This is a genomic window from Flavobacterium chungbukense, assembly GCF_020805785.1.
Taxonomy (GTDB): Bacteria; Bacteroidota; Bacteroidia; order Flavobacteriales; family Flavobacteriaceae; genus Flavobacterium; species Flavobacterium chungbukense.
In genome coordinates this window covers 97,976-119,691 of sequence record NZ_JAJGZV010000009.1, presented here as the reverse complement: position 1 = coordinate 119,691, position 21,716 = coordinate 97,976, and the positions used below count along the sequence as shown (strand labels likewise).

The following is a 21,716-nucleotide window of genomic DNA, read 5'->3' as shown; positions in this document are numbered from 1 at the left end:
ATTTATCTGTTCCAAATTGGACTTTCTATAATCATCGGAATAACAACTCCAATGATGAAAGCCGACATTACAAGCGCCCAGTCACGTTTTGAAAAACGGAAAACTGTCTGCACTATATATGAAATTACCAAGACAACAAAAACCACTACAAGTTGCGCCGCTTCAATTCCTAACGCAAACTCTCCCAAAGGTAACAATTTTGACGTTGCAGAGCCTCCTAAAATTGTTTTGAAATAATTAGAAAATCCTAAACCATGAATAATTCCAAAGAATAAAGTTATAAAAAACACCAGATTAACACCATCGTTTTTAGAAGTCTTTCCTGCTGTAAATAAATGATAGAGCGCTGTTACCAAAATTGTAATTGGAATAAGGAATTCTACAAGATTTACTTTTATGGTTATGATACCGTAAACAGAAAGAATTAAAGCCAATGTATGTCCGATTGTAAATAAAGAAACGAGTAGAAATATTCTTTTCCAGTCTTTAAATAAATACGGAACAGTTAGGGCGATTAAAAAAAGAACGTGATCGTAAGCATTGATATCTAAAACGTGTTTTAATCCTATTTGAAAATAAATCCAAAATTGTGACATAGGTATAATGTAATTAAATAATTAGGGGCTGTAAACTTACAATTAATTTTCAAACTTAAAGATTTAAAGCCGTCAAATCCTGCATTAAAAAAAGTTAAATTTTATGAGAAATTTAAAATTAATAATTTAAAAATAGGACTATATTTGTTCTTTAAAAACTAATTAATTATGCCATTTTCAGAATTATTTGATAACGAATTCAAACAAAGAAACAGAGGTCATTTCTCTGCAATTGTGCGTGTAGCATTTGCTGACGGAAAAATCAACCAACAAGAACAAGAGTTTTTGAATAAAATTGCTTCAACATTACAAATTTCAGAAGAAGAATATAAAGAAATACTTTCAGACCCTTGGAAACACCCAATAAACCCTCCTTATTTATACACGCAGCGTTTAGAGCGTTTGTATGACTTAGCGAGAATGGTGCATGTTGACCATCATTTAGGAGATTTACAAGAAGTAATGTTAAGACGTATGGGATTAGCTTTAGGGTTTACTCCAGGAAACGTAGATTTTATTGTTTCTAAAGCACTTTCTTTAGTAGACAAAAAAGTAGATTTGGATACTTTCCTTTTCGAAATGGAGAATATGAACAAATAAAAAAAGTTTTCAGTTTTCAGTTTTTAGTATTCAGTTTTATACTGATACTAAAATTGAAACTAAATTTTATAAATCCGATAGATTTAAAAAAATCTATCGGATTTTCTGTTTTTACATTCTACATATCCAATCAAACCTCAATCGTCAACCATTAACCGTCAACCGTCAACCGTCAACCATCAACCGTAAAACATTAACCGTTAATCACCAAATATCAACCGTCAACTGGACTGAAGTCCAGCCCTACAATATGGATCGAGCCAAAGGCTCTTTTACAGTTCCGAAGGAACAAATTATATTGTAGAGCTGGACTTCAGTCCAGTTTAAATAATTAATTAAATCAAACAAAAATTAAACCGCCAAAACCAACCTTCAAGCGTACTGAAGTCCCTCCCTACAATATGGATCGAGCCAAAGGCTCTTTCACAGTTCCGAAGGAACAAATTATATTGTAGAGCTGAACTTCAGTCCAGTTTAAATAATTAATTAAATCAAACAAAAATTAAACCGCCAAAACCAACCTTCAAGCGGACTGAAGTCTCCTACAATATGGATCGAGCCAAAGGCTCTTTTACAGTTCCGAAGGAACAAATTATATTATAGAGCTGGACTTCAGTCCTGTTTAAATAATTAATTACATCAAACAAAAAAACCCAACAAGTATTAAAAACCTGTTGGGTTTGCTTTATCTGAAAACTGAAACTGAAAGCTGAATACTTTTATTCAGCCGCCATAAATTCCTCTGCTTTTTCTACCATATTATAACTTCCGCAGAAAAATGGAACTCTTTGATGCAATTCTGTCGGTTGGATTTCCATAATTCTTCCAAAACCGTCTGTTGCTTTTCCTCCTGCTTGTTCTGCTAGAAACGCCATCGGATTACATTCATATAACAAACGTAATTTTCCTTTTGGTGCTTTTGAACTTGTCGGATAAATATAAACGCCACCTTTAATCATATTTCTATGAAAATCGGCAACCAAACTTCCAATGTATCTTGAAGTATAAGGTCTATCGCCTTCTTCGCGCTGGCAGTATTTAATGTAATTTTTTACTCCCTGCGGAAAATGAACATAATTCCCTTCATTCACAGAATAAATATTTCCATCTTTTGGAAATTTCATGTTTGGATGCGAAAGGTAAAAAGTTCCAATCGCTGGATTTAACGTAAATCCATTTACTCCAAAACCTGTAGTGTAAACCAACATAGTTGAAGTACCATAAATTACATAGCCTGCTGCAACTTGATTGATCCCCGGTTGTAAAAAATCCTCGCTTGTTACCGGAGTTCCAATCGGAGTAATTCTTCTAAAAACAGAAAAAATAGTTCCGACCGAAACATTTACATCAATGTTTGAAGATCCATCAAGCGGATCCATTAAGATCACGTACTTATTATTATGACAGTTGTCGCTCCCCTGAACTGTAATAAAATCGTCGTTTTCTTCAGAAGCAATACCACAGACAATCTCACGGTTTATTAACGTCTGGATAAATACTTCGTTTGCATAGACATCTAATTTTTGCTGATCTTCTCCTTGAATATTTTGTTCGCCCGCGGCGCCAATTATATCCACAAGTCCAGCTTGGTTTACTTTATGATTCACAACCTTGGCTGCCAATCTAATAGAGTTGATAATTCGGGAAAGCTCTCCCGAAGAATACTGAAATGCTTTTTGGTTCTCAATAATAAACTCTCCCAGTGTTTTATTGCGTTCTTCCATTTCTAAATCGTTATAGTTTTGTTTTTAAGTCACAAATATCGCTTATTTTGTGAGAATGATTCAAAAATTATTTTGTTAGTTTGCTACTATTGTATATTTGCTAATAATATGCGAAAAGCAACAACTAAAAAAATGCTTTTTTAGATAATAAATACTTAAAAATACGAATACAAAAAATTGTTTCTTATATATATTCGCAAGAGCAAATCTAATAAAGGAAAAAGCGATACTATAAAGGACAAAAAGTAAAATGAATTGATTATGAATATTAGAAAAGGGAATCCTGAAGACATGAAATCGGTGTTGGGACTTATTCAGGAGCTGGCGATATTCGAAAAAGAACCTGAAGCAGTTGTCATTACGGAGGAGGATTTAGTGCGTGACGGTTTTGGCGAAAAACCATTATTTCACGTTTTTGTGGCAGAGATTGAAAACGAAGAAAAACAAAAAGAGATTGTTGGAATTGCATTGTATTATTACCGCTATTCTACCTGGAAAGGAAAAACAATACACCTTGAAGATTTAATTGTAAAAGAGAAAATGCGCGGTACTGGTTTAGGTTCTGCTCTTTATGCTGAAATTATGAAACAAGGAAAAAAAGACGGCGTAAGAAGAGTTGAATGGAATGTTTTGGCATGGAACACTCCAGCAGTTAACTTTTACAAAAATTCTGGCGCAAAAATTCTTGAAGATTGGCAAGTTGTGCAAATGGATGAAGCTGGAGTTAATTCGTTCTTAGAAAAATTATAAAAAAATTAGCTTGCCACGAATTACACTAATTCACACAAATTAATTCGTGAAAATTCGCGGAATTAGTGGCAAAAAAAAATAAATTATTAGGATTTCGCCTCAAATCTGAAATCTAGAATCTAAAATCTATAAATTAATAATGAGAGTATTTAAATTTGGAGGAGCATCTGTAAAAGATGCAGATGGAATTAAAAACGTATATGACGTTTTGCAAAAAGTAGGTTACGAAGACGTAATTCTTGTAGTTTCGGCTATGGGAAAAACAACAAATGCTCTTGAAGTTGTTATCAAGAATTATTTTGAAAAATCGACAGAATTGAATTCTTCTGTTCAAGAAATAAAAAAATACCACAATCAAATCTTATTAGATTTGTTTGAAGAAGAAAAACATGAAGTTTTTGCAGCAGTAAATGCTCAGTTTGCTGAATTAGAATATTTCTTAGCGCACAATAAATCGCCAAACTATAACTTTGTTTACGATCAGGTTGTTAGTTTTGGAGAATTAATTTCTACAAATATATTAAGCCATTTCATGAATTTTATGGGAATTCAAACGTCATGGCTTGATGTTCGTAATTTCATTAAAACCAATGCAAATTATAGAGATGCAGAGGTGGATTGGGAAACGACGCAACAACTTATCAGTAAAAACGTTCCAAGAAAACAGCTAAACATTACACAAGGATTTTTAGGTGCTGACGAAAATAATTTCACTACAACTTTAGGCCGTGAAGGTTCTGATTATACTGCTGGAATTTTTGCTTATTGCTTAAATGCCGAAAGCGTAACAATCTGGAAAGACGTTCCTGGAGTTATGAATGCTGATCCGCGTTATTTTGAAAATGCAAGTTTGTTGAATCAGATTTCGTATCGTGAAGCAATCGAATTAGCGTTTTACGGAGCAACGGTTATTCACCCAAAAACATTACAGCCTTTACAGAAAAAAGAAATTCCGTTGTACGTAAAATCTTTTGTGAATCCTTTATTAAAAGGAACTTGCGTTTCTAAAGGTGTAGATCTTGAACCGCAATATCCATGTTTTATTGTAAAAAGAGAACAGCTTTTAATCTCGCTTTCATCTATTGATTTCTCTTTCATTATGGAAGAAAACATCAGTGAGATTTTTGGATTGTTTCATGAATTTAAAATCAAAGTAAACTTGATTCAGAATTCTGCGATTAGTTTCTCTGTTTGCGTGGAAGATAAATTTGGTAATTTTCCAGAATTGAATGCTATTCTTTCTAAAAAATTCAAAGTAGAATATAGCGAAAATGTGACTTTATACACAATTCGTCACTTTACAGAAGAAGCGGCGCACACTGTTGAAGCTAATAAAGAAGTTTTATTGAAACAAGTTAGCCGTGAAACGATGCAGATTGTGACTAAAGAATTAAGTTAATATTGCTTTATAAAAGGTAATTATTTATTCAAATTATATTAGAAAGGCTTCACTAAAAATTAGTGAAGCCTTTTTTAGTTTTTACCTTTATTTAAATGTTTAATTATCATCTTAAGGTCTTCAATCTGCAACTCATATTGTTTTATGATTTTCCTATAAACACCTAACATTGCAATTTCCGTTTGTCTTCCTGTGTTCATCAAACTTTCGTAAACAGAATCTCCCAAACCTTTTTTTACTAATTCTTCTGGTACTACTTCAAAAACTTCACAGATCTTAATAAAATGAATAGTCCAAGAAGTACTTTCCCCGCGTTCCATTCTAGCATAAGCTGATTGTGAAATTTGCAAATGATCTGCTACCTCCTCTTGAGACATGTTTTTTGATTTTCTCAAAACTTTTAGATTATCTCCTACAATTTTATTCATAATTAACAATTTAAAAAAACAAATATAAACATAAGAATTATTTTACAATTATTCGGATTTAGGTTTTTAATAACCGATTTTCAACTAAGACTGGCAGCCAATATAATATAGATTTGTAACCATAAACTGTAAAAAATAATTATGAAAAAAATTAAATCAATTTCCATAAAATATCATATTCCAACAATAACTGGATTGATGTTTCTTTTGTTTAGTTGCACAAAAGATGAAATTTTAAATGATACACAAGAAATGAAAAAGAGTTCATTCACTGATGAAGAAGTTTTTAAAGGCGTGATGTTCTTAGAAGGACCTGTTGCAAATAAAATGAGCGATTTAAAAGATTTAAACTTTAGATCATTTATTGCCGATAAATCACAGATTGAAGAAATAATAAACTTTCAAAATGAAATTATAAACCGAATAAAATCGACTGATCCAAATTATTTATCCAATTTTAGAAAAAAAATTGGTTCAGGAGATTATTATTTAATTAAAGCCACTTTTTCTGATGCCTCAACAAAAATATCAAATATCACTTATGAAATTTCAAATCTTAACAAAGAGGAAGTTTCTTTAGTAGCAAAAAAATTCAGCTCTAATTTAAAACACAAATATAATATTGATGAAAAATCTTCTAAAGAAGACCTTATAAAAGCACTAAATGATATCAAATCTGAAAAACAAACTTCAAAAAACGTAATGCCTGATTATTACTACAAATGGGCAGCAGTTTGGATAGCTGCAGCAGCAGTATTAATCATTGTAATCGTTGCACAGGAAGCTCCTATAGAACCAATTGATGAATTTGAACCATTCGAACCTTTTCCTGATGAAGCAAATTCACAATTATCATCAGAAAAGAGATACTTGATTGATGATTATCAATCCGAAATAACATTTGAATTAGAGGGTATTTAAATCGTATCTTAAGAAAACATAATGAATAAAATATCCAAATTATCCTTTTTTTCTTTTAGTTTATCTACTCTTATTGTTGTCTTAACTTTTTTTAAAGTAACAGCAATATATTTTGGAAATAATCCTCTAAATAACCAGTATACTGCCAAATCCCAATTGACATCGGTATTCCCACAAGGATGGGCTTTTTTCACTAAAAGCTCTAGAGAATCACAACTTCATATCTTTGATTGTAATACTCTAGAGCCAAAATTGAAAAATCTAAAAAGCTTTACAGGTGAATATTATTTTGGTATATCTAGGAAAAATAGAGTTTTAAATATTGAAATGAATACTGTTTTTCAAAAAATAGTTACTGATTCAGTTAAGCCTATCTATATTAAGTCAACTAATATTTATTCTGTTAACGAACAGATTAAAAAGCAAAGAATTCATTATAAAAAGATTATAATAAAAAAAGGGAACACTCCTAACTTCAAAGGAAAATATTTATTTGTCACTCAAATAATGCTTCCTTGGAATATAATAAAAAGAAAACCAGATTACCCTTCATCATTTATAGTATATCCAATTGAAATCACTGAAAAATGAATCAATTAATTGCATCATTAGAACAAAAAAATATTTTCACTGAAAGATTAATGCTTGTAAGGCTATTGCTAGCAATAAGTGCTTTACTCACTATTACTTTTAACAATATTGAATACATTACTAATTTTGATTTAGTGTTGAACGATGAAACAAAATTTGCCGCAATAATCTTTTTTAAACAATTTAGCATCTTCACACTATTTCATCCCATACTCGCTAAAGTTGCTTCCATTCTTATCTTATTAATTATTACAACTGGTTATCTTCCTCAATTAACATGTTTTTTACATTCGTGGGTTCATTTAAGTATTTGCAATTCATTTTTAGGAGTTGATGGCGGAGATCAGATAGCTTCAAATTTAAGCATATTATTAATTCCTATTTGTCTATTTGATAATCGACTAAATCAATGGAAAACTAGTAAACACATTAATACAAAAGCAAGAAAAGCAATCAATGTTTTCTTTAATACATATTATTTTTTGATATTATTACAGGTTGCCGTAATATATTTACATGCAGGCATAGGAAAATTATACAACAATGAATGGAGAGATGGAACATGCGCTTATTATTGGTTTACAAATAACATCTTTGGAGCTCCTTCGTATTTACAAAAATTATATAGCATAATAACTTTAAGCTCATTCACACCTATAATAACTTGGTTGGTTATTATCTTAGAATTAGGGCTATTCGCGTGCATTTTAGCTTCAAACATAAAGCTAAAAAAAATATTTCTCATAATAGGATTACTCTTTCATTTTAGTATTCTTATAACTCATGGATTAGTTACTTTCTTTTTCTCTATGGCATCAGCATTAATTTTGTACCTAGATGATGAAAACATAATTTTTGCCTTTTTTAAAACTAAATTTATATCTTTAAAAAATGTCTTACAATCAAGATCCATCCGAAGAAGAAAAAAACAATTGGCATAACGATCCAAACAACTGGATTTGGGGACTTTTCTATTATAATCCAGATGACAAAAGAATGTTTCCTCCTAAAAAGATAAAAGAGATGGGATGGACAATTAACTTTGCTAATCCTAACTCCATTTTTATTTGCATTATCATAATTCTGTTTTTTATGATTTTGTCTGAGGGCATAAAAAGATAAATTAATCTGTGTTTTTTTTAAATGAGAAATCGAAAAACATTTACACTGATTTTTTAATAATTGTTCTATTATATATCGCTTTCAATTTATTTCCGCTTCTTCAAAAAGAAAATCTGAAAAATATTTCATTAGCAGATTTTAGAATTTCTATTGGACCTTTATTAAAAGGAACTTGTGTTTCTAAAGGTGTAGATCTTGAACCGCAATATCCATGTTTTATTGTAAAAAGAGAACAGCTTTTAATCTCGCTTTCATCTATTGATTTCTCTTTCATTATGGAAGAAAACATCAGTGAGATTTTTGGATTGTTTCATGAATTTAAAATCAAAGTAAACTTGATTCAGAATTCTGCGATTAGTTTCTCTGTTTGCGTGGAAGATAAATTTGGAAATTTCCCAGAATTGAATGCTATTCTTTCTAAAAAATTCAAAGTTGAATACAGCGAAAATGTGACTTTATACACGATTCGTCACTTTACAGAAGAAGCGGCGCACACTGTTGAAGCTAATAAAGAAGTTTTATTGAAACAAGTTAGCCGTGAAACGATGCAGATTGTGACTAAAGAATTAAGTTAATATTGCTTTATAAAAGGTAATTATTTATTCAAATTATAGTAGAAAGGCTTCACTTCAGAGTGAAGCCTTTTTTTGTAAGTTTTATTGCTCAATTCCTTCTTTTTTGTATATTCGAAAACGAAATCTCCAAACAAAGATTTAAAAACACTTTTATGGAAACACTAACTCTTTTATCGAAAAATCCGATTGTTATAATAGTATTGTTTATAATGCTAGTAACTAAAGTATTTCCTCCAAAAAATATAAATTCATTGTATGGTTACAGAACGTCAAACTCAATGAAAAACAAACAGAATTGGGATTTTGCACAAAAATACAGCACCAATCTTTTCTTAAAAATTCTATCTCTTTTATTATTAGTTCAAATTATACTGTATGCAATTTTTGGCAGTACGTCATTTACTAACTTTTCAGTATTTATAGGATTAATATTGTCTGTTGCAATTGTTTTGTATCAAACGGAAAAGAAGTTAAAGCTAAATCAATCAAAAACCACTGAGTAAAAACCATTAAACCTGTTTTATAAAATTATATGAAAAACCGAAAAACATTCACAATAATTTTTCTTACTGTTGCATTTGTATTCATAGTCGTAATTTTAATTCCAGTTTTCTCGAAAGATTTTAAAGACATTCAATTTTCTGACTTCCAATTAGCAATCGCTCCTTTTTTAAGCGCAATTGGTGTTTTTATTTCTTATCGCGCAGAAAGAAAAAAGCACGCACAAGAAAATGCTTCATCAATCTAAAACTCAAAAATTCAAGTCCCGATTTTCCCAATTATAAATACTACTTTTGACTTTTTAGAGTTAAAGTATTTATGTTGAAAAAATTACTGTTTTTGACGGTTTTCTTCTGGTTTTCTGCGGTTCAAGCGCAGGACACGGAATCGCTGTACAAAACCAAAAAAGTAATTGCTTCAAAAGATACTATTCGGCTTGAGAAAGTCAGTATTAATTCTGGATTTTTTCAGCTTTTCAATACTAAAAATGAGCCGATAGATTCGTCGTTCTACAAAATTGATTTTCAAAAAGGTTTTTTACTTTTAAATGAAAAATTCCAAGCGGCATCAGACACTTTAATTGTCAATTACCTTCAATATCCTGATTTCTTAACTAAAGAATACAGCCTTTATAAATCCGACCAAATTGTAACCAATGATGTCGGAACTGAAAAATTGTATCGAATTGACAACAATGCAAATGCTAAAAAAGTCGCTCCTTTTGACGGATTAAATACTTCTGGTAGCATTACGCGAGGTATCACTATCGGAAATAATCAGAGTACGGTTTTAAATTCCAATTTAGATTTACAGATTACGGGCAAGATTTCAGAAAAAGTGAGTTTGCGCGCTTCACTTCAAGATAGTAACATTCCGTTGCAAGATGGCGGTTATTCTCAGAAATTAGATCAGTTCGATAATATTTTCATGGAACTTTTTAGCGATGATTGGAACATTCGCGCAGGCGATGTCTTTTTAGAAAACAGAAAAACACAATTTTTGAGCTTCAATAAAAAAGTTCAGGGAATTTCTGCAAGTTTTGATTTTGATACTGAAAAAAGTAAAACCAATGTTTTTGCTTCAGTTGCTTTTGTGAAAGGTCAATATGCCAAAAGCACTTTTACAGGTCAGGAAGGAAATCAAGGTCCATATAAATTAAAAGGTCAAAATGGCGAATTATATGTTTTGGTTATTTCAGGTTCAGAACGTGTTTATGTAAATGGTGTTTTGCTGAAACGAGGCGAAAACAACGATTATGTAATTGATTATAATGCGGGAGAAATAGTCTTTACGTCACTTTTTCCGATCAACTCCGAAATGCGTATTAATGTTGAATACCAATATTCTGAACGAAATTACAATCGATTGGTCACTTACGCAGGCGCAACGCATGAAAACAAAAACTGGAGTTTTGGAGGTTATATTTATTCTGAAAACGATATGAAGAATCAGCCTTTACAGCAAAATCTTTCGCCAGAACAAGTTCAGATTTTAAGTGAAGCGGGAGATGACGTTAATTTAATGAAAGCGCCTTCTGCTTACGAAGATAAATATGCCGACAACAAAATTTTATATAAAAAGACGATTATCAATTCGGTCGAAGTTTATGAATATTCTAACAATTCTGCTGATGTTTTATACAATGTGAGATTTAGTCTTGTGGGCGCGAATGCTGGAAATTACATCATTCAAAACAATAATTCAGTAGAACGAATTTACCAATATGTAGAACCTATAAATGGTATTTTACAAGGAAATTACGAGCCAATTGTACAGCTTGTCGCACCAATAAAACTTCAGATTGCGACCTTTTTAGGGAAATATAATCCGAATGAAAAAACTTTAGTCGATTTTGAATTGGCAGTTAGCAATAACGATCAAAATTTATTTTCTGGAATTGATGATGCTGATAATGAAGGAATCGCTTTTAAAACCAATCTAAAAAAACGGCTTTTCTCTCGAAGTTGGAGTTTAGATGCTTTTGCCAATTATCAATATGTACAGCAGGATTTTAAATCTGTCGAACGTTTGTACAATATAGAATTTAACCGCGATTGGAATTTAACTGGAACACTTTTGGGCAATCAAAGTCTTTTGGTTACAGGTTTCAATTTTGATTTATTTTCTAAAGAAAAAACTTCAAATATCGGTTTGCTGACTTATCAATTTGAGAAGTTAGATTTTAGTGAAAGTTATGCTGGTTCTAGACATACCACGACAGCTTTATTCAAACTCAAAAATTGGACGATTGAAAACAATGGTAGCTTCTTGAATTCTGATGCTACAGCTTCGACTTCAAAATTTATTAGGAATCAAACCAGAACTAAATATCATTTTGGTAAAAACTGGGTTGGCGGCAGTATGCAATTGGAAGACAATCAGGAAAAAGATAAAATTACCAATCAGTTTTCTACTTTAAGCCAGCGTTTTTCAGAATATGGCGTTTTTGCAGGACGTGGTGATAGCACCAAAGTTTTTGTTGAAATTGGTTATTTGCAAAGACGAAACGATAGTTTGCAAAACGGATTATTACAGCATGTTAATAATTCGCAAACCTATTATTTAAAGTCGAAATTAATTCAAAATAAAACTACCGATTTAGCGGTTTATGCCAGTTATAGAAATCTAGATTTTACAGACGCAACTCGAAAGAATGAACCTTCTTTAAACTCGAGAATTTTATACAACGATCGTTTTTTTAATCAGTTAATACAAATTGGAAGTGCCTACGAAACAAGTTCTGGAACCATTGCGCAACAAGAATTTACCTATGTTGAAGTTCCGACTGGGCAAGGAGTTTATACTTGGAATGATTATAACGGAAACGGAATTCAGGAATTGGAAGAGTTTGAAGTGGCAGTTTATCAGGATCAAGCAAGATATGTTAGAATATTTTTGCCGAATCAGGTTTATATTAAAACCAATCAAAATAAATTTTCGCAATCCTTAACTTTAAATCCGTTGCAATGGCAGAACGAGAAGGGATATAAAAAAGTGCTGTCCTATTTCTACAATCAAACCTCTTTTATACTAGATCGAAAAGTTAGAAATGATGGCGAATTAGAACTTAATCCATTTCATTCTTCAGAGGAAAACATTCTTGGTTTAAATTCGAGTTTTAGAAATAGTTTGTTTTTCAATCGTGGTCGACAAAAACATTCTGTTACCTATTCTTATCTTATTAATAAAGGAAAAAGTCTGCTTTCTATCGGATCGCAAGATGTTGGAAATTATTCACATCAAATTCAATACATGCATTTGTATCAAAAAAGCTGGCTATTTAATTTCTTTACAAAAACAATAAAAACAGATTTGGTTTCGAAAGATTTTGCTGAGAAAAATTATGACATTAAAGGCTGGCAGATCGCACCAAAAGTGAGTTATTTATTCTCTAAAAACACTAAACTGGATTTCTTTTATGAGCTTCAAAACAAGAAAAACCAAACTGGAAATCTTGAAACTTTAGACCAAAACAGAATTGGTACTTCGTTTTCTTATGCAGGCGAAAAAAAAGTAACTGTTAATGGAGAGTTTTCTTTTTATGAAAATAAATTTAATGGAAATGAATTTTCATCTGTAGGTTTTCAAATGTTAGAAGGGCTTCAGGCTGGATCAAATTTGGTTTGGAAACTGCTTCTGCAAAAGAACATTACGTCTTTTTTAGATATCAATTTAAATTATCAAGGACGCAAAAGTGAAACCGGATCGACGATTCATACTGGAAATATTCAGCTTCGCGCATATTTTTAAGGTGTTGCGAAAAAGATGACAATAAATTGTTTAATTTTAATTGAAATTTAAACGTATAACCTTATGAAAAAATTATTATTATTCTGTTTTATAGTTGTTTTCTCATCTAATTTCTATGCCCAAGAAACAACTGCAAAAGCTGCTAAAAGCAAAACAGAAGCCTCAGCAAAAAAAGCTAAATCAACTGCAGACAAAGCTTCGGCAGATGCAAAAAAAGAAGCGGCAAAATCTAAAAAAGCAGCAGATGATGCAAAAGAAGCTTCATCAAAAGCAAAAAAAGAAACAGCAGATAAAGCTAAAAAAACAGCAGACAAAGAAGCCACAAAAGCAAAAGCTGATGCAAAAAAAGCTACTGTAGAATCTGATAAAGCTAAAAGTGCTGCAGATAAAGCTAAAGCCGATGCTAAAAAATCTACTGCAAAAGCTGATGCTGCTAAAAAAGATGCCGCAACTGCTAAAAAATCAGCATCAAAAACTTTAAAAGAAACAAATGAAAAAGCACCATCTGTACCAGATAAAGTTACTGGAGAATACAATGGTAAAAAAGTATATACAGGACCAAGAGGCGGCAAATACTATATTAACAAAAATGGTAATAAAACATATATTCAGGATTAAGGTTCTGAGGGACTAAGGCACTGAGGTGCTAAGGTTTTAATAAAAGACTTTGAGAAGCTGTCCAAAAGGACAGCTTCTTCTTTTTGTAAGCTTCGGAGAAGCGAAATATTTATAGTTAAGAATATTTTTTACAATAAAAAGCTCCGGAGGAGCGACATATATTAGATTATAAAAAACATGTTGCTCCTCCAGAGCTTTTTATTTGTCTTATTGGAATTCTATAAATATTTTACCCCGCTGGGGTTTTACAGACAAAATAGTTTTTATGAATATCTATTTCATTCAAAAAAATTGCCTTTTCATATAACCCTTTGATTATATTTCAACTAAACTTGCAAATTTCCTTATTAAGGTCATTTGGAGAAACCAGAATCGCTTAACATAGAGGTAATCTTATTTAAAAAAACGCAATTAATTTTGAATCATCCCTCGAAAATTCTAGTGTTTTATAAAATCTAGAGTTAATAATTTAGTAATACCCTCAAAATAGCATCCCAAACATATTTCTTTATCTTCGTTTTTAAAACGTGTCATAAAATGAGCATTGATTATTCTGCGAATAAAACTATTTTAGTAGCTCCATTAAATTGGGGTTTGGGTCATGCAACTCGATGTATTCCTATTATAAAGGCTCTTCAAGAGAACAATTATATTCCGATTATTGCGTCTGATGGAGTTGCTTTGGCTTTATTGCGAAAAGAATTCCCGTACATACAAACTTTAGAACTTCCTTCTTATCATATTGAATATGCCAAGAATGGTAAAAATTTTAAATGGAAGCTGATTAAAAACCTTCCAAAAATGATTACTGCCATTTTGGATGAGAAAAAAATGATTAACGCATGGATCAAAAAACATGGAATTGACGGTATCATTTCTGATAATAGACTTGGTGTTTTTAGCAAAAAAGTTCCTTCTGTTTTTATGACCCATCAATTAAATGTGATGACTGGCAATACTACTTGGTTTACGAGTAAATGTCATCAGTACTTTATAAAAAAATACAATGAATGCTGGGTTCCAGATACAAACGGAAAAACAAATCTAACTGGAGATTTAGGACACTTGAAAACCAACGATCTTAACCTTAAATATATTGGGCCGTTGAGTCGTATGAAGAAAAAGGATACACCAAAAGTATATGATCTTATGATTATATTATCTGGACCTGAACCTCAACGTACTTTTTTAGACGAAAAATTGCAAAAGCAAGCTTCAAAATACCTTGGGAAAGTTGTTTTTGTACAGGGAATTGTAGAAAAAACGCAGGAAAAGTGGGAAAGTGGAAATATTACTTATTACAATTTCATGAACTCAAAACAACTGGAACAAACTTTTAATGAAAGTGAATTTGTTTTATGCCGTTCTGGGTATACTACTGTAATGGATTTGGCAAAATTAGGCAAAAAAGCATTTTTTATTCCAACGCCTGGCCAGTACGAACAGGAATATCTGGCTATAAAACTTCAGGAAGAAAATTTGGTACCGTATGCAATGCAAGACGACTTTACTATTGAAGATTTATCCAAAGTAAAATCATTTAAAGGATTGTCTCAATTTAAAAATGATATTGACTGGGATTCATTGTTTGCTGTTTTTGAAGATAAACCTCAGCAATAAAAAAATCTGTATTTATAAGTATCTTCACGAAACTAATAAATACAGATTTTATTTTTTATTTTTCTTAGAAATTAAACTGCGCCTGCAATCTCAATACATTTCCTTGCTGTCTGTTTATCGGAAGTGCACTATCTTCAAATGTTCTATCTGCAATTACATATTGCGCTGTTAACTCAAAAGCTTTGATTGGTTGCCATTCTATACCAATTTCATAATCTCTTACTACATAACTTCTCGCATCTTTCTCGTATTTTTTACCTCCATCATAATATTGAAATTTTACAAAAGGATAAATATGCTGTTTTTTAATATCCCATTTATAATTCAATAAAACATAACCTCCATTTAAATCTGTTTCATCAACAGTGTTTGTATCGGTATTATATCTTGGACCAGTTCCGAAGTTGTACTCAGTCTGAATCCCGAAAGGCCTTGGATATAAAACAAATGTTGCTCCTACTCTCTGATCTTTCACATATTGTGGATCATTTACAATAACACCTGAAGAAATTTCGCCAGTAAAAGCCCATTTTCCTGTATAAGCCTGAATTCCAGGTTCAATAATCTGGCTACCTATTACAAATGGATATGAAACTCTTGTTACTACATTTAAATCTCTGTTTCCGTCCATTTTATTGGCAATCTGTCCGTTGTAAACTCCAAAAGCAAATACACCAAAATCACCCGAACCTTTATATCCATCTCTAACTAACATCTCAAAACGTTTACGTATCTCGGCTGGAGCCCAATAAAAAAAGATTCCTAAATCACGCTCATTTGCTATAGAACTATTTATACCATCCGCACGATCTAAACTTAAGCGCTGCGAGCTTGATTGCATATTTTCAAAACCATAGGGAATTTTACTTTGCCCAACACGAACGCGATATTCTCTTTTCTTATCAAAAGATATATCAAAATACAAGTCACGAATTTGCACAAAATTTTGAACTCCAGTACTTGGAGAGCTACCAAAATCGGGTTGGAAATAGAAAAACAAATTTGGATGAACTTGTCCGGAAAACACTAAACGTGCTCGACGAATAAAAAGCCCATTGTTTGCTTTTGCGTCTGGAGCTGTCGAAGTTGTTCCCCAAGATTTATCACATTGATCGCACGAAACTTTGTCATTTGTAGAAAGTAGACCATTGTATCTAATTTGAGCATAACCTCTTAAAGAGATTCTGTCATACCAATGTTCTTCAATTCCTCCTCCAGATTTAGTTTCTGGAAGTTTTGCTTTGTTTATAGAATCTAAAATACGCATTACTTCGTTTTTTACATCCTGCTTATTTAATTCTTGTTTATTTGTTTCCTGTGCGTAAACGGCACAAGTTAACAACAATAAAATGGCTACTATTTTTCTTTTTATCATCAGTTCTGTAATTCCCTTAATTTCAGGATGCAAAGATGGAGCACCTGTGTTAAGAAATCATTAACCAGATGTTACTATAATAAAAATTTAATGTTACGGTCAGAATCCGTATGTTTATTTAGTGTTAAAAGCCTCTATTTACAGCTTTTAAGAAAGACCCAATCACATTTACTTAACGTCAGATTTTGTTAATTTATTTGCTTTTTCAAGCGTAAAAGAGAACTCAGAACCAATTCCGAACTCACTTTCCACATAAACTTTCTCTTTATGAGCTTCAATAATGTGTTTTACAATTGCCAATCCTAAGCCAGAACCTCCTTCAGATCTTGTTCCACTTTTATCCACTCGGTAAAAACGTTCAAAAAGTCTTGGTATATTTTGTTTTTCAACGCCTTCGCCATTATCACTAATACGAATTAAGACTTTTTTCTTGGTTAGGTTTACTACCCCAACTTCTGTTAAACCGCCTTCTTTTCCATATTTTATAGAGTTCACAATCAGATTTTCCAGAACTTGCTGAATTCTGTCTTGATCTCCGCGAATCATAACCGATTGGATATTTTTACTTTCAAAAGCCAATTTGATCTTCTTCTTATCCGCTTTCATTTCAAGAAGTTCAAAAACATTCTGAATCAATTCGACCACATCAAAATCGGTCATATTCAAATCTAAATCGCCAGATTCTAATTTGGTGATCATATCCAAATCTTCAACAATATATATAAGACGCTCTACTCCTTTTTCGGCACGTTTTAGATATTTTTTTCTAATATGTTTGTCATCCATCGCACCATCGAGCAAAGTTGAAACATAACCTTGAACAGTAAACAAGGGTGTTTTTAATTCGTGCGAAACATTTCCTAAAAACTCTCTTCTATATTGTTCACGAATTTCGAGCATTTCGATTTCGAGTTTCTTATCGGTTGCAAACTTTTTCACTTCACGCGAAAGCGTTTCCATATCCGTATTAATAGGCTGATTGATTAACGTTGTCGATTCTAATAATGAAACCTCATCATAAATTTTCTTCACTCGTCTGTAGATAAAACGTTCTACACGATATTGTAACACTAAAAAAGAAAATATATAGATAACAATAATGAAGATTATTCCGAATGCTACTTGATGTTTTAATTGATTTTTATAAAATAAAGACATCAGCATCAGCACAAATACCGTCGCAAATAGACTTATATATAATGCCGATTTTATGGCAAATTTGTATGTTTTTTTAAAATTAATTTTCATTGAAACTATTTAACCATTAAGAGATTATTTTTCACCATATAAGTGATATAAGTTCATTTTACTTTTGACTATAAATGACTTAGCACATGTAAACGCTATGTTTACATGTGCTAAATATACTATTTTTAAAAGAATACGAACCACAATTTAAATGAACTTATATCACTTATATGGTTCGAATTTTACAGGATACTAAACTTCAAATTTATAACCTACACCTTTTATAGTTTTAAAAAGGTCTTCTCCGATTTTTTCGCGCAGTTTTCTGATGTGAACGTCGATTGTTCTTCCTCCAACTACAACTTCGTTACCCCAAACTTTATCCAAGATTTCGTCTCTTTTAAAAACTTTCCCCGGTTTAGAAGCCAATAGGTAAAACAATTCGAATTCTTTTCTTGGTAAAGCGATTTCTACATTACCTTTTATGATTTTGTATTCCTCACGGTTAATCTCGATTCCGCCTACGTTTAAAGTATCGGTAACAACTTCTTGTTCTTTTAACCTTCTTAACAGCGCCTTTACTTTAGAAACCAATAATTTTGGTTTAATTGGCTTGGTAATATAATCGTCAGCACCGGCGTCAAAACCAGCTACTTGCGAATAATCTTCACTTCTTGCTGTAAGGAAAGTTATGATAACATTATTTAATTCAGGAATTTTTCTAATATGCTCGCAAGCCTCCATTCCGTCCATTTCTGCCATCATCACGTCCATAATGATTAGTTCTGGCAACTCTTTCTGCGCTTTTGCTATAGCATCTTTTCCATTGGATGCCGTAACTATCTGGTAGCCTTCCTGAGCAAGGTTATAGCCAACGATTTCTAAGATATCTGGTTCGTCGTCAACTAATAAAATCTTAGTTTGTGTTTTTTTCATAAATAGCAAAAATTGAGATTTTTATATCGAAATTTTATTGTTTAAGATTCGATATTTCTTATTTCACAGGGTAAATATACTAACAAAAGAACCGTTAAAAAATGGTGTTAACCGTAATTTAATCTCATAACAATTTGATAATCTTAACAACACAAAAACATAACAAGTCCGTAACATGGACTTTACAGCGCGGTTCTTTCTTTGCACAAAAATAAATTAACACAACACTGAACAAATGAAATTCAATTTAAGATTTCTATTTATTGCATTATTTATCTGTACGATTTCGATCGCGCAAAACAAAGGTACAATTTCTGGAGTTCTAACCGACAAAGAAATGAACAACGATGTTTTACCTTTTGCTAATGTACTTATTAAAGGTACAAATATTAGCGTAAATACCGACGTTGATGGAAAATATTCCTTGAGCGTAAATCCTGGAAATTACACCTTAATTTTTAGTTTCCTTGGATATGAATCTGTAGAAGCTCCAGTTGCCGTAAAAGCAAACGAAACTGTAGTGATCAATCAAGCTCTTTCTTCTGGAAGTTATACGCTTAAAGATGTAGTTGTACAAGCAACTGCAGTTAGCAAACAAAAAGAAACAGCTTTACTTTTAGAACAAAAAAACGCCGTAGACATTAAGCAAACTATCGGTGCGCAGGAACTTTCTAGAAAAGGAGTTGGAGATGTAGCTGCTGCTGTAGCAAAAACATCTGGTGTTTCTAAACAAGAAGGAAGCAACAACGTTTATGTTAGAGGATTGGGAGATCGTTACAACTCTACTTCGATGAACGGATTGCCAATTCCATCTAACGACCCACAAAGAAAAAACATAGCTCTAGATCTTTTCTCAACTGATATTGTAGAGTATATTTCGATCGATAAATCTTACGGTGCAAAAATGTACGGAGATTTTGCTGGAGGAAATGTAGATATCGTATCTAAAGATTACCGTGGAAAAGGAATGTTTGAAATCTCATTAGGTTCAAAAGTTAACACTAATGCAGTATCAAACTCTAGCAACTTTTTATTACAGCAAGGACCAAACAAATCTGGTTTTGTTTCTTATGGAGTTCCAAACAATCCTTTAAACAGTTTTAGTTTTGAGAACAGCTTAAATCCTAAAAAAGAATCTCCTTTTGGTGGAAACTTTAACTTAAAAGCTGGTAAAACTTTCAACATTGGTGAAGAAGGAAAATTAAGCCTTTTTGCTACTGCAGGTTTTGCAAATGGTTATGAATTTAGAGAAGGATTAACTCAAAGTGTAAATGCTCAGGGTGCTTCATTAAAAACTTTTAACCAAGAAAAATTTACTTACAACACAAACACTACTGGAATGTTCAACGCAAACTACCGTTTGAACAAAAACCACAAAATTGGATACAACTTCTTGTTTGTTAATTCTTCTGAGCAAACTAGAGATACTTATTTTGGAAGTGATCGAGATTTTGACAACTCTGATGCAAGCCTTTTGGTTCAAAGAGGTACATTTACACAAAACACTGTTATAATCAATCAGCTTTTAGGAAATGACAAAATAACAGACAAAATTAATTTGGATTGGGGAGTTTCATACAATACCGTAAAAGGTGATATGCCAGACAGAACTCAAAACAAAATGTTCTACAATCCTACAACTGATAGATACACACTTGCTCAAAGAACTACTACAGACAATCAGAGATATTTTCAAGATCTTACAGAGAATGAAGCAGCAGCTAATCTTGCATTATCTTACAAATTAGGAGATCAAGATGGTGAGCCAAAAGGAAAAATTACTGTAGGTTATAATGGTAGATTTAAAAAACGTGATTTTGAAGCTATTCAGTTCAACTTCAATATTAGCCAAGCTGGTCAAAATACAGATGTAAATCCAAATAATTTAGATGCCTTTTTTAACCAAACAAATTATCAAAACGGTTTATTCTCAACTGCAGCTTTTGCAGGAATGGCTCCTCAAACTTATGATGGAAAACAAGATATACATGCAGGTTTTGGTAATTTCGAATACAAATTCACAGATAAATTGAGCACTGTTATTGGTTTGAGATACGAAAGAATCTCTCAAACAGTTAACTGGAGAACACAGCTTGATGCTGGTGGAGGAACAAATACTTTTGAAAGAAATGAATTTTTGCCAAGTGCTATCTTAAAATATGAATTAAACGAAAAACAAAATCTTCGTTTAGCAGCTAGTAAAACATACACATTGCCACAGTTTAAAGAACGTGCTTTGTTTATTTATGAAGATGTAATGGAATCTGTAATTGGTAACCCAAGTTTATACCCTTCACAAAACTACAATTTGGATTTAAAATGGGAAATGTTCCCAAAAAGCGACGAGTTATTCTCTGTTACTGCTTTTGGAAAATACATCATGGATCCAATCAACCAAATCATTATTGCTTCTTCTACAAATGATATTTCTTTTGTTAATATTGGAGATACAGGTTATGCTTATGGAGTTGAGTTAGAAGCAAGAAAAAACATCTTTGAAATTGAAGGAGAATATACTAATAAACTTTCTTTCGGATTTAATGCTTCTTTAATGAAAACACATCAAGATATTGATGCCGATAAAGTTAGAAACGAAACAGACGGAAGATTGAACATCAACACTACAGATAGCAGTTCAGGATTTACAGGAGCTTCAGATTTGATTTTAAATGCTGATTTATCTTATGCTAAAAACTTCACAACTGATTCTGGAATTACAGCAACACTTGCTTACAACCATTATTCTGATAAGCTTTACGCAATTGGAAACGAAGGAAAAGGAAATTTAGTTGATAAAGCTATGGGATCTTTAGATCTTATTTTGAAAACAAAATTGACTAAAAGCTTTGGAATTGATTTTGGAGCAAGAAACTTATTGAATCCAGAATTCAAGAGAGTTCAAGAAAATGCAGGTGGAGATGTTCTAGTATTCAACTACAAAAAAGGACTAACATTTGGACTAGGAATGAACTACCAATTCTAATAACATAAAACAAATACTGAGTTATCATTTAGTTAACAT

The 21,716-nt window shown here is 31.8% G+C and carries 19 protein-coding genes and 1 pseudogene; 14 read left to right on the top strand and 6 right to left on the bottom strand.

Annotation, left to right across the window (positions count from 1 at the left end):
* Nucleotides 1-2: 2 nt before the first annotated feature.
* Complete coding sequence (locus tag LL966_RS20190; protein WP_229355738.1) at nt 3-596, bottom strand: HupE/UreJ family protein; 594 nt, start codon at nt 594-596, stop codon at nt 3-5.
* A 168-nt stretch (nt 597-764) separates the two neighbouring features.
* Here LL966_RS20190 and LL966_RS20185 point away from each other — a divergent pair, with 168 nt between their 5' ends.
* Nucleotides 765-1,196: a TerB family tellurite resistance protein gene (locus LL966_RS20185; protein ID WP_229355736.1), complete on the top strand. Its 432-nt coding sequence runs from the start codon at nt 765-767 to the stop codon at nt 1,194-1,196.
* A 719-nt stretch (nt 1,197-1,915) separates the two neighbouring features.
* Here LL966_RS20185 and fbp read toward each other — a convergent pair.
* Nucleotides 1,916-2,920: a class 1 fructose-bisphosphatase gene (gene fbp / locus LL966_RS20180; RefSeq protein WP_229355734.1), complete on the bottom strand. Its 1,005-nt coding sequence runs from the start codon at nt 2,918-2,920 to the stop codon at nt 1,916-1,918.
* A 261-nt stretch (nt 2,921-3,181) separates the two neighbouring features.
* Between fbp and LL966_RS20175 the strand changes: the two genes are divergently transcribed.
* Nucleotides 3,182-3,670, top strand: a complete 489-nt coding sequence (locus LL966_RS20175) for a GNAT family N-acetyltransferase (protein ID WP_229355732.1) — start codon at nt 3,182-3,184, stop codon at nt 3,668-3,670.
* A 139-nt stretch (nt 3,671-3,809) separates the two neighbouring features.
* Nucleotides 3,810-5,069, top strand: coding sequence for an aspartate kinase (locus LL966_RS20170; protein WP_229355730.1), 1,260 nt, complete (start codon nt 3,810-3,812; stop codon nt 5,067-5,069).
* 74 nt (nt 5,070-5,143) lie between these two features.
* On the opposite strand, the gene LL966_RS20165 is transcribed toward LL966_RS20170, so the two are convergent.
* On the bottom strand, nt 5,144-5,497 hold the full coding sequence (locus tag LL966_RS20165) for a helix-turn-helix domain-containing protein (protein WP_229355728.1): 354 nt from the start codon (nt 5,495-5,497) through the stop codon (nt 5,144-5,146).
* Between the two features lie 141 nt (nt 5,498-5,638).
* Between LL966_RS20165 and LL966_RS20160 the strand changes: the two genes are divergently transcribed.
* The 10 genes and pseudogenes from LL966_RS20160 (at nt 5,639) to LL966_RS20115 (ending at nt 15,195) form a co-directional block, all read left to right on the top strand.
* On the top strand, nt 5,639-6,418 hold the full coding sequence (locus LL966_RS20160; protein WP_229355726.1) for a hypothetical protein: 780 nt from the start codon (nt 5,639-5,641) through the stop codon (nt 6,416-6,418).
* Nucleotides 6,419-6,439: 21 nt separating this feature from the next.
* Nucleotides 6,440-7,009 (top strand): SdpA family antimicrobial peptide system protein, encoded by a 570-nt coding sequence (locus LL966_RS20155; RefSeq protein ID WP_229355725.1) that lies wholly within the window; start codon nt 6,440-6,442, stop codon nt 7,007-7,009.
* Nucleotides 7,006-7,950, top strand: a complete 945-nt coding sequence (locus LL966_RS20150; RefSeq protein ID WP_229355724.1) for a sporulation-delaying protein SdpB family protein — start codon at nt 7,006-7,008, stop codon at nt 7,948-7,950. Before LL966_RS20155 ends, LL966_RS20150 begins: the two co-directional genes overlap by 4 nt.
* Entirely contained in the window at nt 7,901-8,131 is a 231-nt protein-coding gene (locus LL966_RS20145) for a DUF5808 domain-containing protein (protein ID WP_229355723.1), read from the top strand. The genes LL966_RS20150 and LL966_RS20145 overlap by 50 nt, the downstream gene beginning before the upstream one ends.
* 149 nt (nt 8,132-8,280) lie before the next feature.
* Nucleotides 8,281-8,706 (top strand): annotated as a pseudogene (locus tag LL966_RS20140) (aspartate kinase); the annotation flags it as partial.
* 152 nt (nt 8,707-8,858) lie between these two features.
* Nucleotides 8,859-9,209 carry an SdpI family protein gene (locus tag LL966_RS20135; protein WP_229355722.1) on the top strand — a complete coding sequence of 117 codons (351 nt, stop codon included), beginning with the start codon at nt 8,859-8,861 and terminating at the stop codon, nt 9,207-9,209.
* 29 nt (nt 9,210-9,238) lie between these two features.
* Nucleotides 9,239-9,454 carry a hypothetical protein gene (locus LL966_RS20130; RefSeq protein ID WP_229355721.1) on the top strand — a complete coding sequence of 72 codons (216 nt, stop codon included), beginning with the start codon at nt 9,239-9,241 and terminating at the stop codon, nt 9,452-9,454.
* Nucleotides 9,455-9,525: 71 nt separating this feature from the next.
* Nucleotides 9,526-12,957 (top strand): hypothetical protein, encoded by a 3,432-nt coding sequence (locus tag LL966_RS20125; protein WP_229355720.1) that lies wholly within the window; start codon nt 9,526-9,528, stop codon nt 12,955-12,957.
* A 63-nt stretch (nt 12,958-13,020) separates the two neighbouring features.
* Nucleotides 13,021-13,575, top strand: coding sequence for a hypothetical protein (locus LL966_RS20120; protein ID WP_229355719.1), 555 nt, complete (start codon nt 13,021-13,023; stop codon nt 13,573-13,575).
* Nucleotides 13,576-14,112: 537 nt separating this feature from the next.
* A complete protein-coding gene (locus LL966_RS20115; RefSeq protein WP_229355717.1) occupies nt 14,113-15,195 on the top strand; it encodes a glycosyltransferase in 1,083 nt (360 codons plus the stop codon).
* A 64-nt stretch (nt 15,196-15,259) separates the two neighbouring features.
* Here the strand turns inward: LL966_RS20115 and LL966_RS20110 are convergent, their stop codons facing one another.
* The 3 genes from LL966_RS20110 to LL966_RS20100 form a co-directional block, all read right to left on the bottom strand.
* Nucleotides 15,260-16,570: a porin gene (locus tag LL966_RS20110; RefSeq protein WP_229355716.1), complete on the bottom strand. Its 1,311-nt coding sequence runs from the start codon at nt 16,568-16,570 to the stop codon at nt 15,260-15,262.
* A gap of 168 nt (nt 16,571-16,738) precedes the next feature.
* Entirely contained in the window at nt 16,739-17,818 is a 1,080-nt protein-coding gene (locus LL966_RS20105; RefSeq protein WP_229355714.1) for a sensor histidine kinase, read from the bottom strand.
* Between the two features lie 192 nt (nt 17,819-18,010).
* Nucleotides 18,011-18,694, bottom strand: coding sequence for a response regulator transcription factor (locus tag LL966_RS20100; protein WP_008465097.1), 684 nt, complete (start codon nt 18,692-18,694; stop codon nt 18,011-18,013).
* 235 nt (nt 18,695-18,929) lie between these two features.
* On the opposite strand from LL966_RS20100, the gene LL966_RS20095 reads away from it, so the two are divergent.
* The gene (locus LL966_RS20095) at nt 18,930-21,677 is read left to right on the top strand and encodes a TonB-dependent receptor (RefSeq protein WP_229355712.1); all 2,748 of its coding nucleotides are present in this window, start codon (nt 18,930-18,932) and stop codon (nt 21,675-21,677) included.
* The last annotated feature ends 39 nt before the right edge of the window (nt 21,678-21,716 follow it).

Bases quoted from the DNA above. Each gene is read 5' to 3' on its own strand.
- LL966_RS20105 (WP_229355714.1), bottom strand. From the start codon at position 17,818: ATGAAAATTAATTTTAAAAAAACATACAAATTTGCCATAAAATCGGCA.
- LL966_RS20185 (WP_229355736.1), top strand. From the start codon at position 765: ATGCCATTTTCAGAATTATTTGATAACGAATTCAAACAAAGAAACAGA.
- LL966_RS20100 (WP_008465097.1), bottom strand. From the start codon at position 18,694: ATGAAAAAAACACAAACTAAGATTTTATTAGTTGACGACGAACCAGAT.
- LL966_RS20135 (WP_229355722.1), top strand. From the start codon at position 8,859: ATGGAAACACTAACTCTTTTATCGAAAAATCCGATTGTTATAATAGTA.
- LL966_RS20160 (WP_229355726.1), top strand. From the start codon at position 5,639: ATGAAAAAAATTAAATCAATTTCCATAAAATATCATATTCCAACAATA.
- LL966_RS20175 (WP_229355732.1), top strand. From the start codon at position 3,182: ATGAATATTAGAAAAGGGAATCCTGAAGACATGAAATCGGTGTTGGGA.
- LL966_RS20115 (WP_229355717.1), top strand. From the start codon at position 14,113: ATGAGCATTGATTATTCTGCGAATAAAACTATTTTAGTAGCTCCATTA.
- LL966_RS20130 (WP_229355721.1), top strand. From the start codon at position 9,239: ATGAAAAACCGAAAAACATTCACAATAATTTTTCTTACTGTTGCATTT.
- LL966_RS20110 (WP_229355716.1), bottom strand. From the start codon at position 16,570: ATGATAAAAAGAAAAATAGTAGCCATTTTATTGTTGTTAACTTGTGCC.
- LL966_RS20095 (WP_229355712.1), top strand. From the start codon at position 18,930: ATGAAATTCAATTTAAGATTTCTATTTATTGCATTATTTATCTGTACG.
- LL966_RS20150 (WP_229355724.1), top strand. From the start codon at position 7,006: ATGAATCAATTAATTGCATCATTAGAACAAAAAAATATTTTCACTGAA.
- LL966_RS20120 (WP_229355719.1), top strand. From the start codon at position 13,021: ATGAAAAAATTATTATTATTCTGTTTTATAGTTGTTTTCTCATCTAAT.
- fbp (WP_229355734.1), bottom strand. From the start codon at position 2,920: ATGGAAGAACGCAATAAAACACTGGGAGAGTTTATTATTGAGAACCAA.
- LL966_RS20165 (WP_229355728.1), bottom strand. From the start codon at position 5,497: ATGAATAAAATTGTAGGAGATAATCTAAAAGTTTTGAGAAAATCAAAA.
- LL966_RS20125 (WP_229355720.1), top strand. From the start codon at position 9,526: ATGTTGAAAAAATTACTGTTTTTGACGGTTTTCTTCTGGTTTTCTGCG.
- LL966_RS20190 (WP_229355738.1), bottom strand. From the start codon at position 596: ATGTCACAATTTTGGATTTATTTTCAAATAGGATTAAAACACGTTTTA.
- LL966_RS20155 (WP_229355725.1), top strand. From the start codon at position 6,440: ATGAATAAAATATCCAAATTATCCTTTTTTTCTTTTAGTTTATCTACT.
- LL966_RS20145 (WP_229355723.1), top strand. From the start codon at position 7,901: ATGTCTTACAATCAAGATCCATCCGAAGAAGAAAAAAACAATTGGCAT.
- LL966_RS20170 (WP_229355730.1), top strand. From the start codon at position 3,810: ATGAGAGTATTTAAATTTGGAGGAGCATCTGTAAAAGATGCAGATGGA.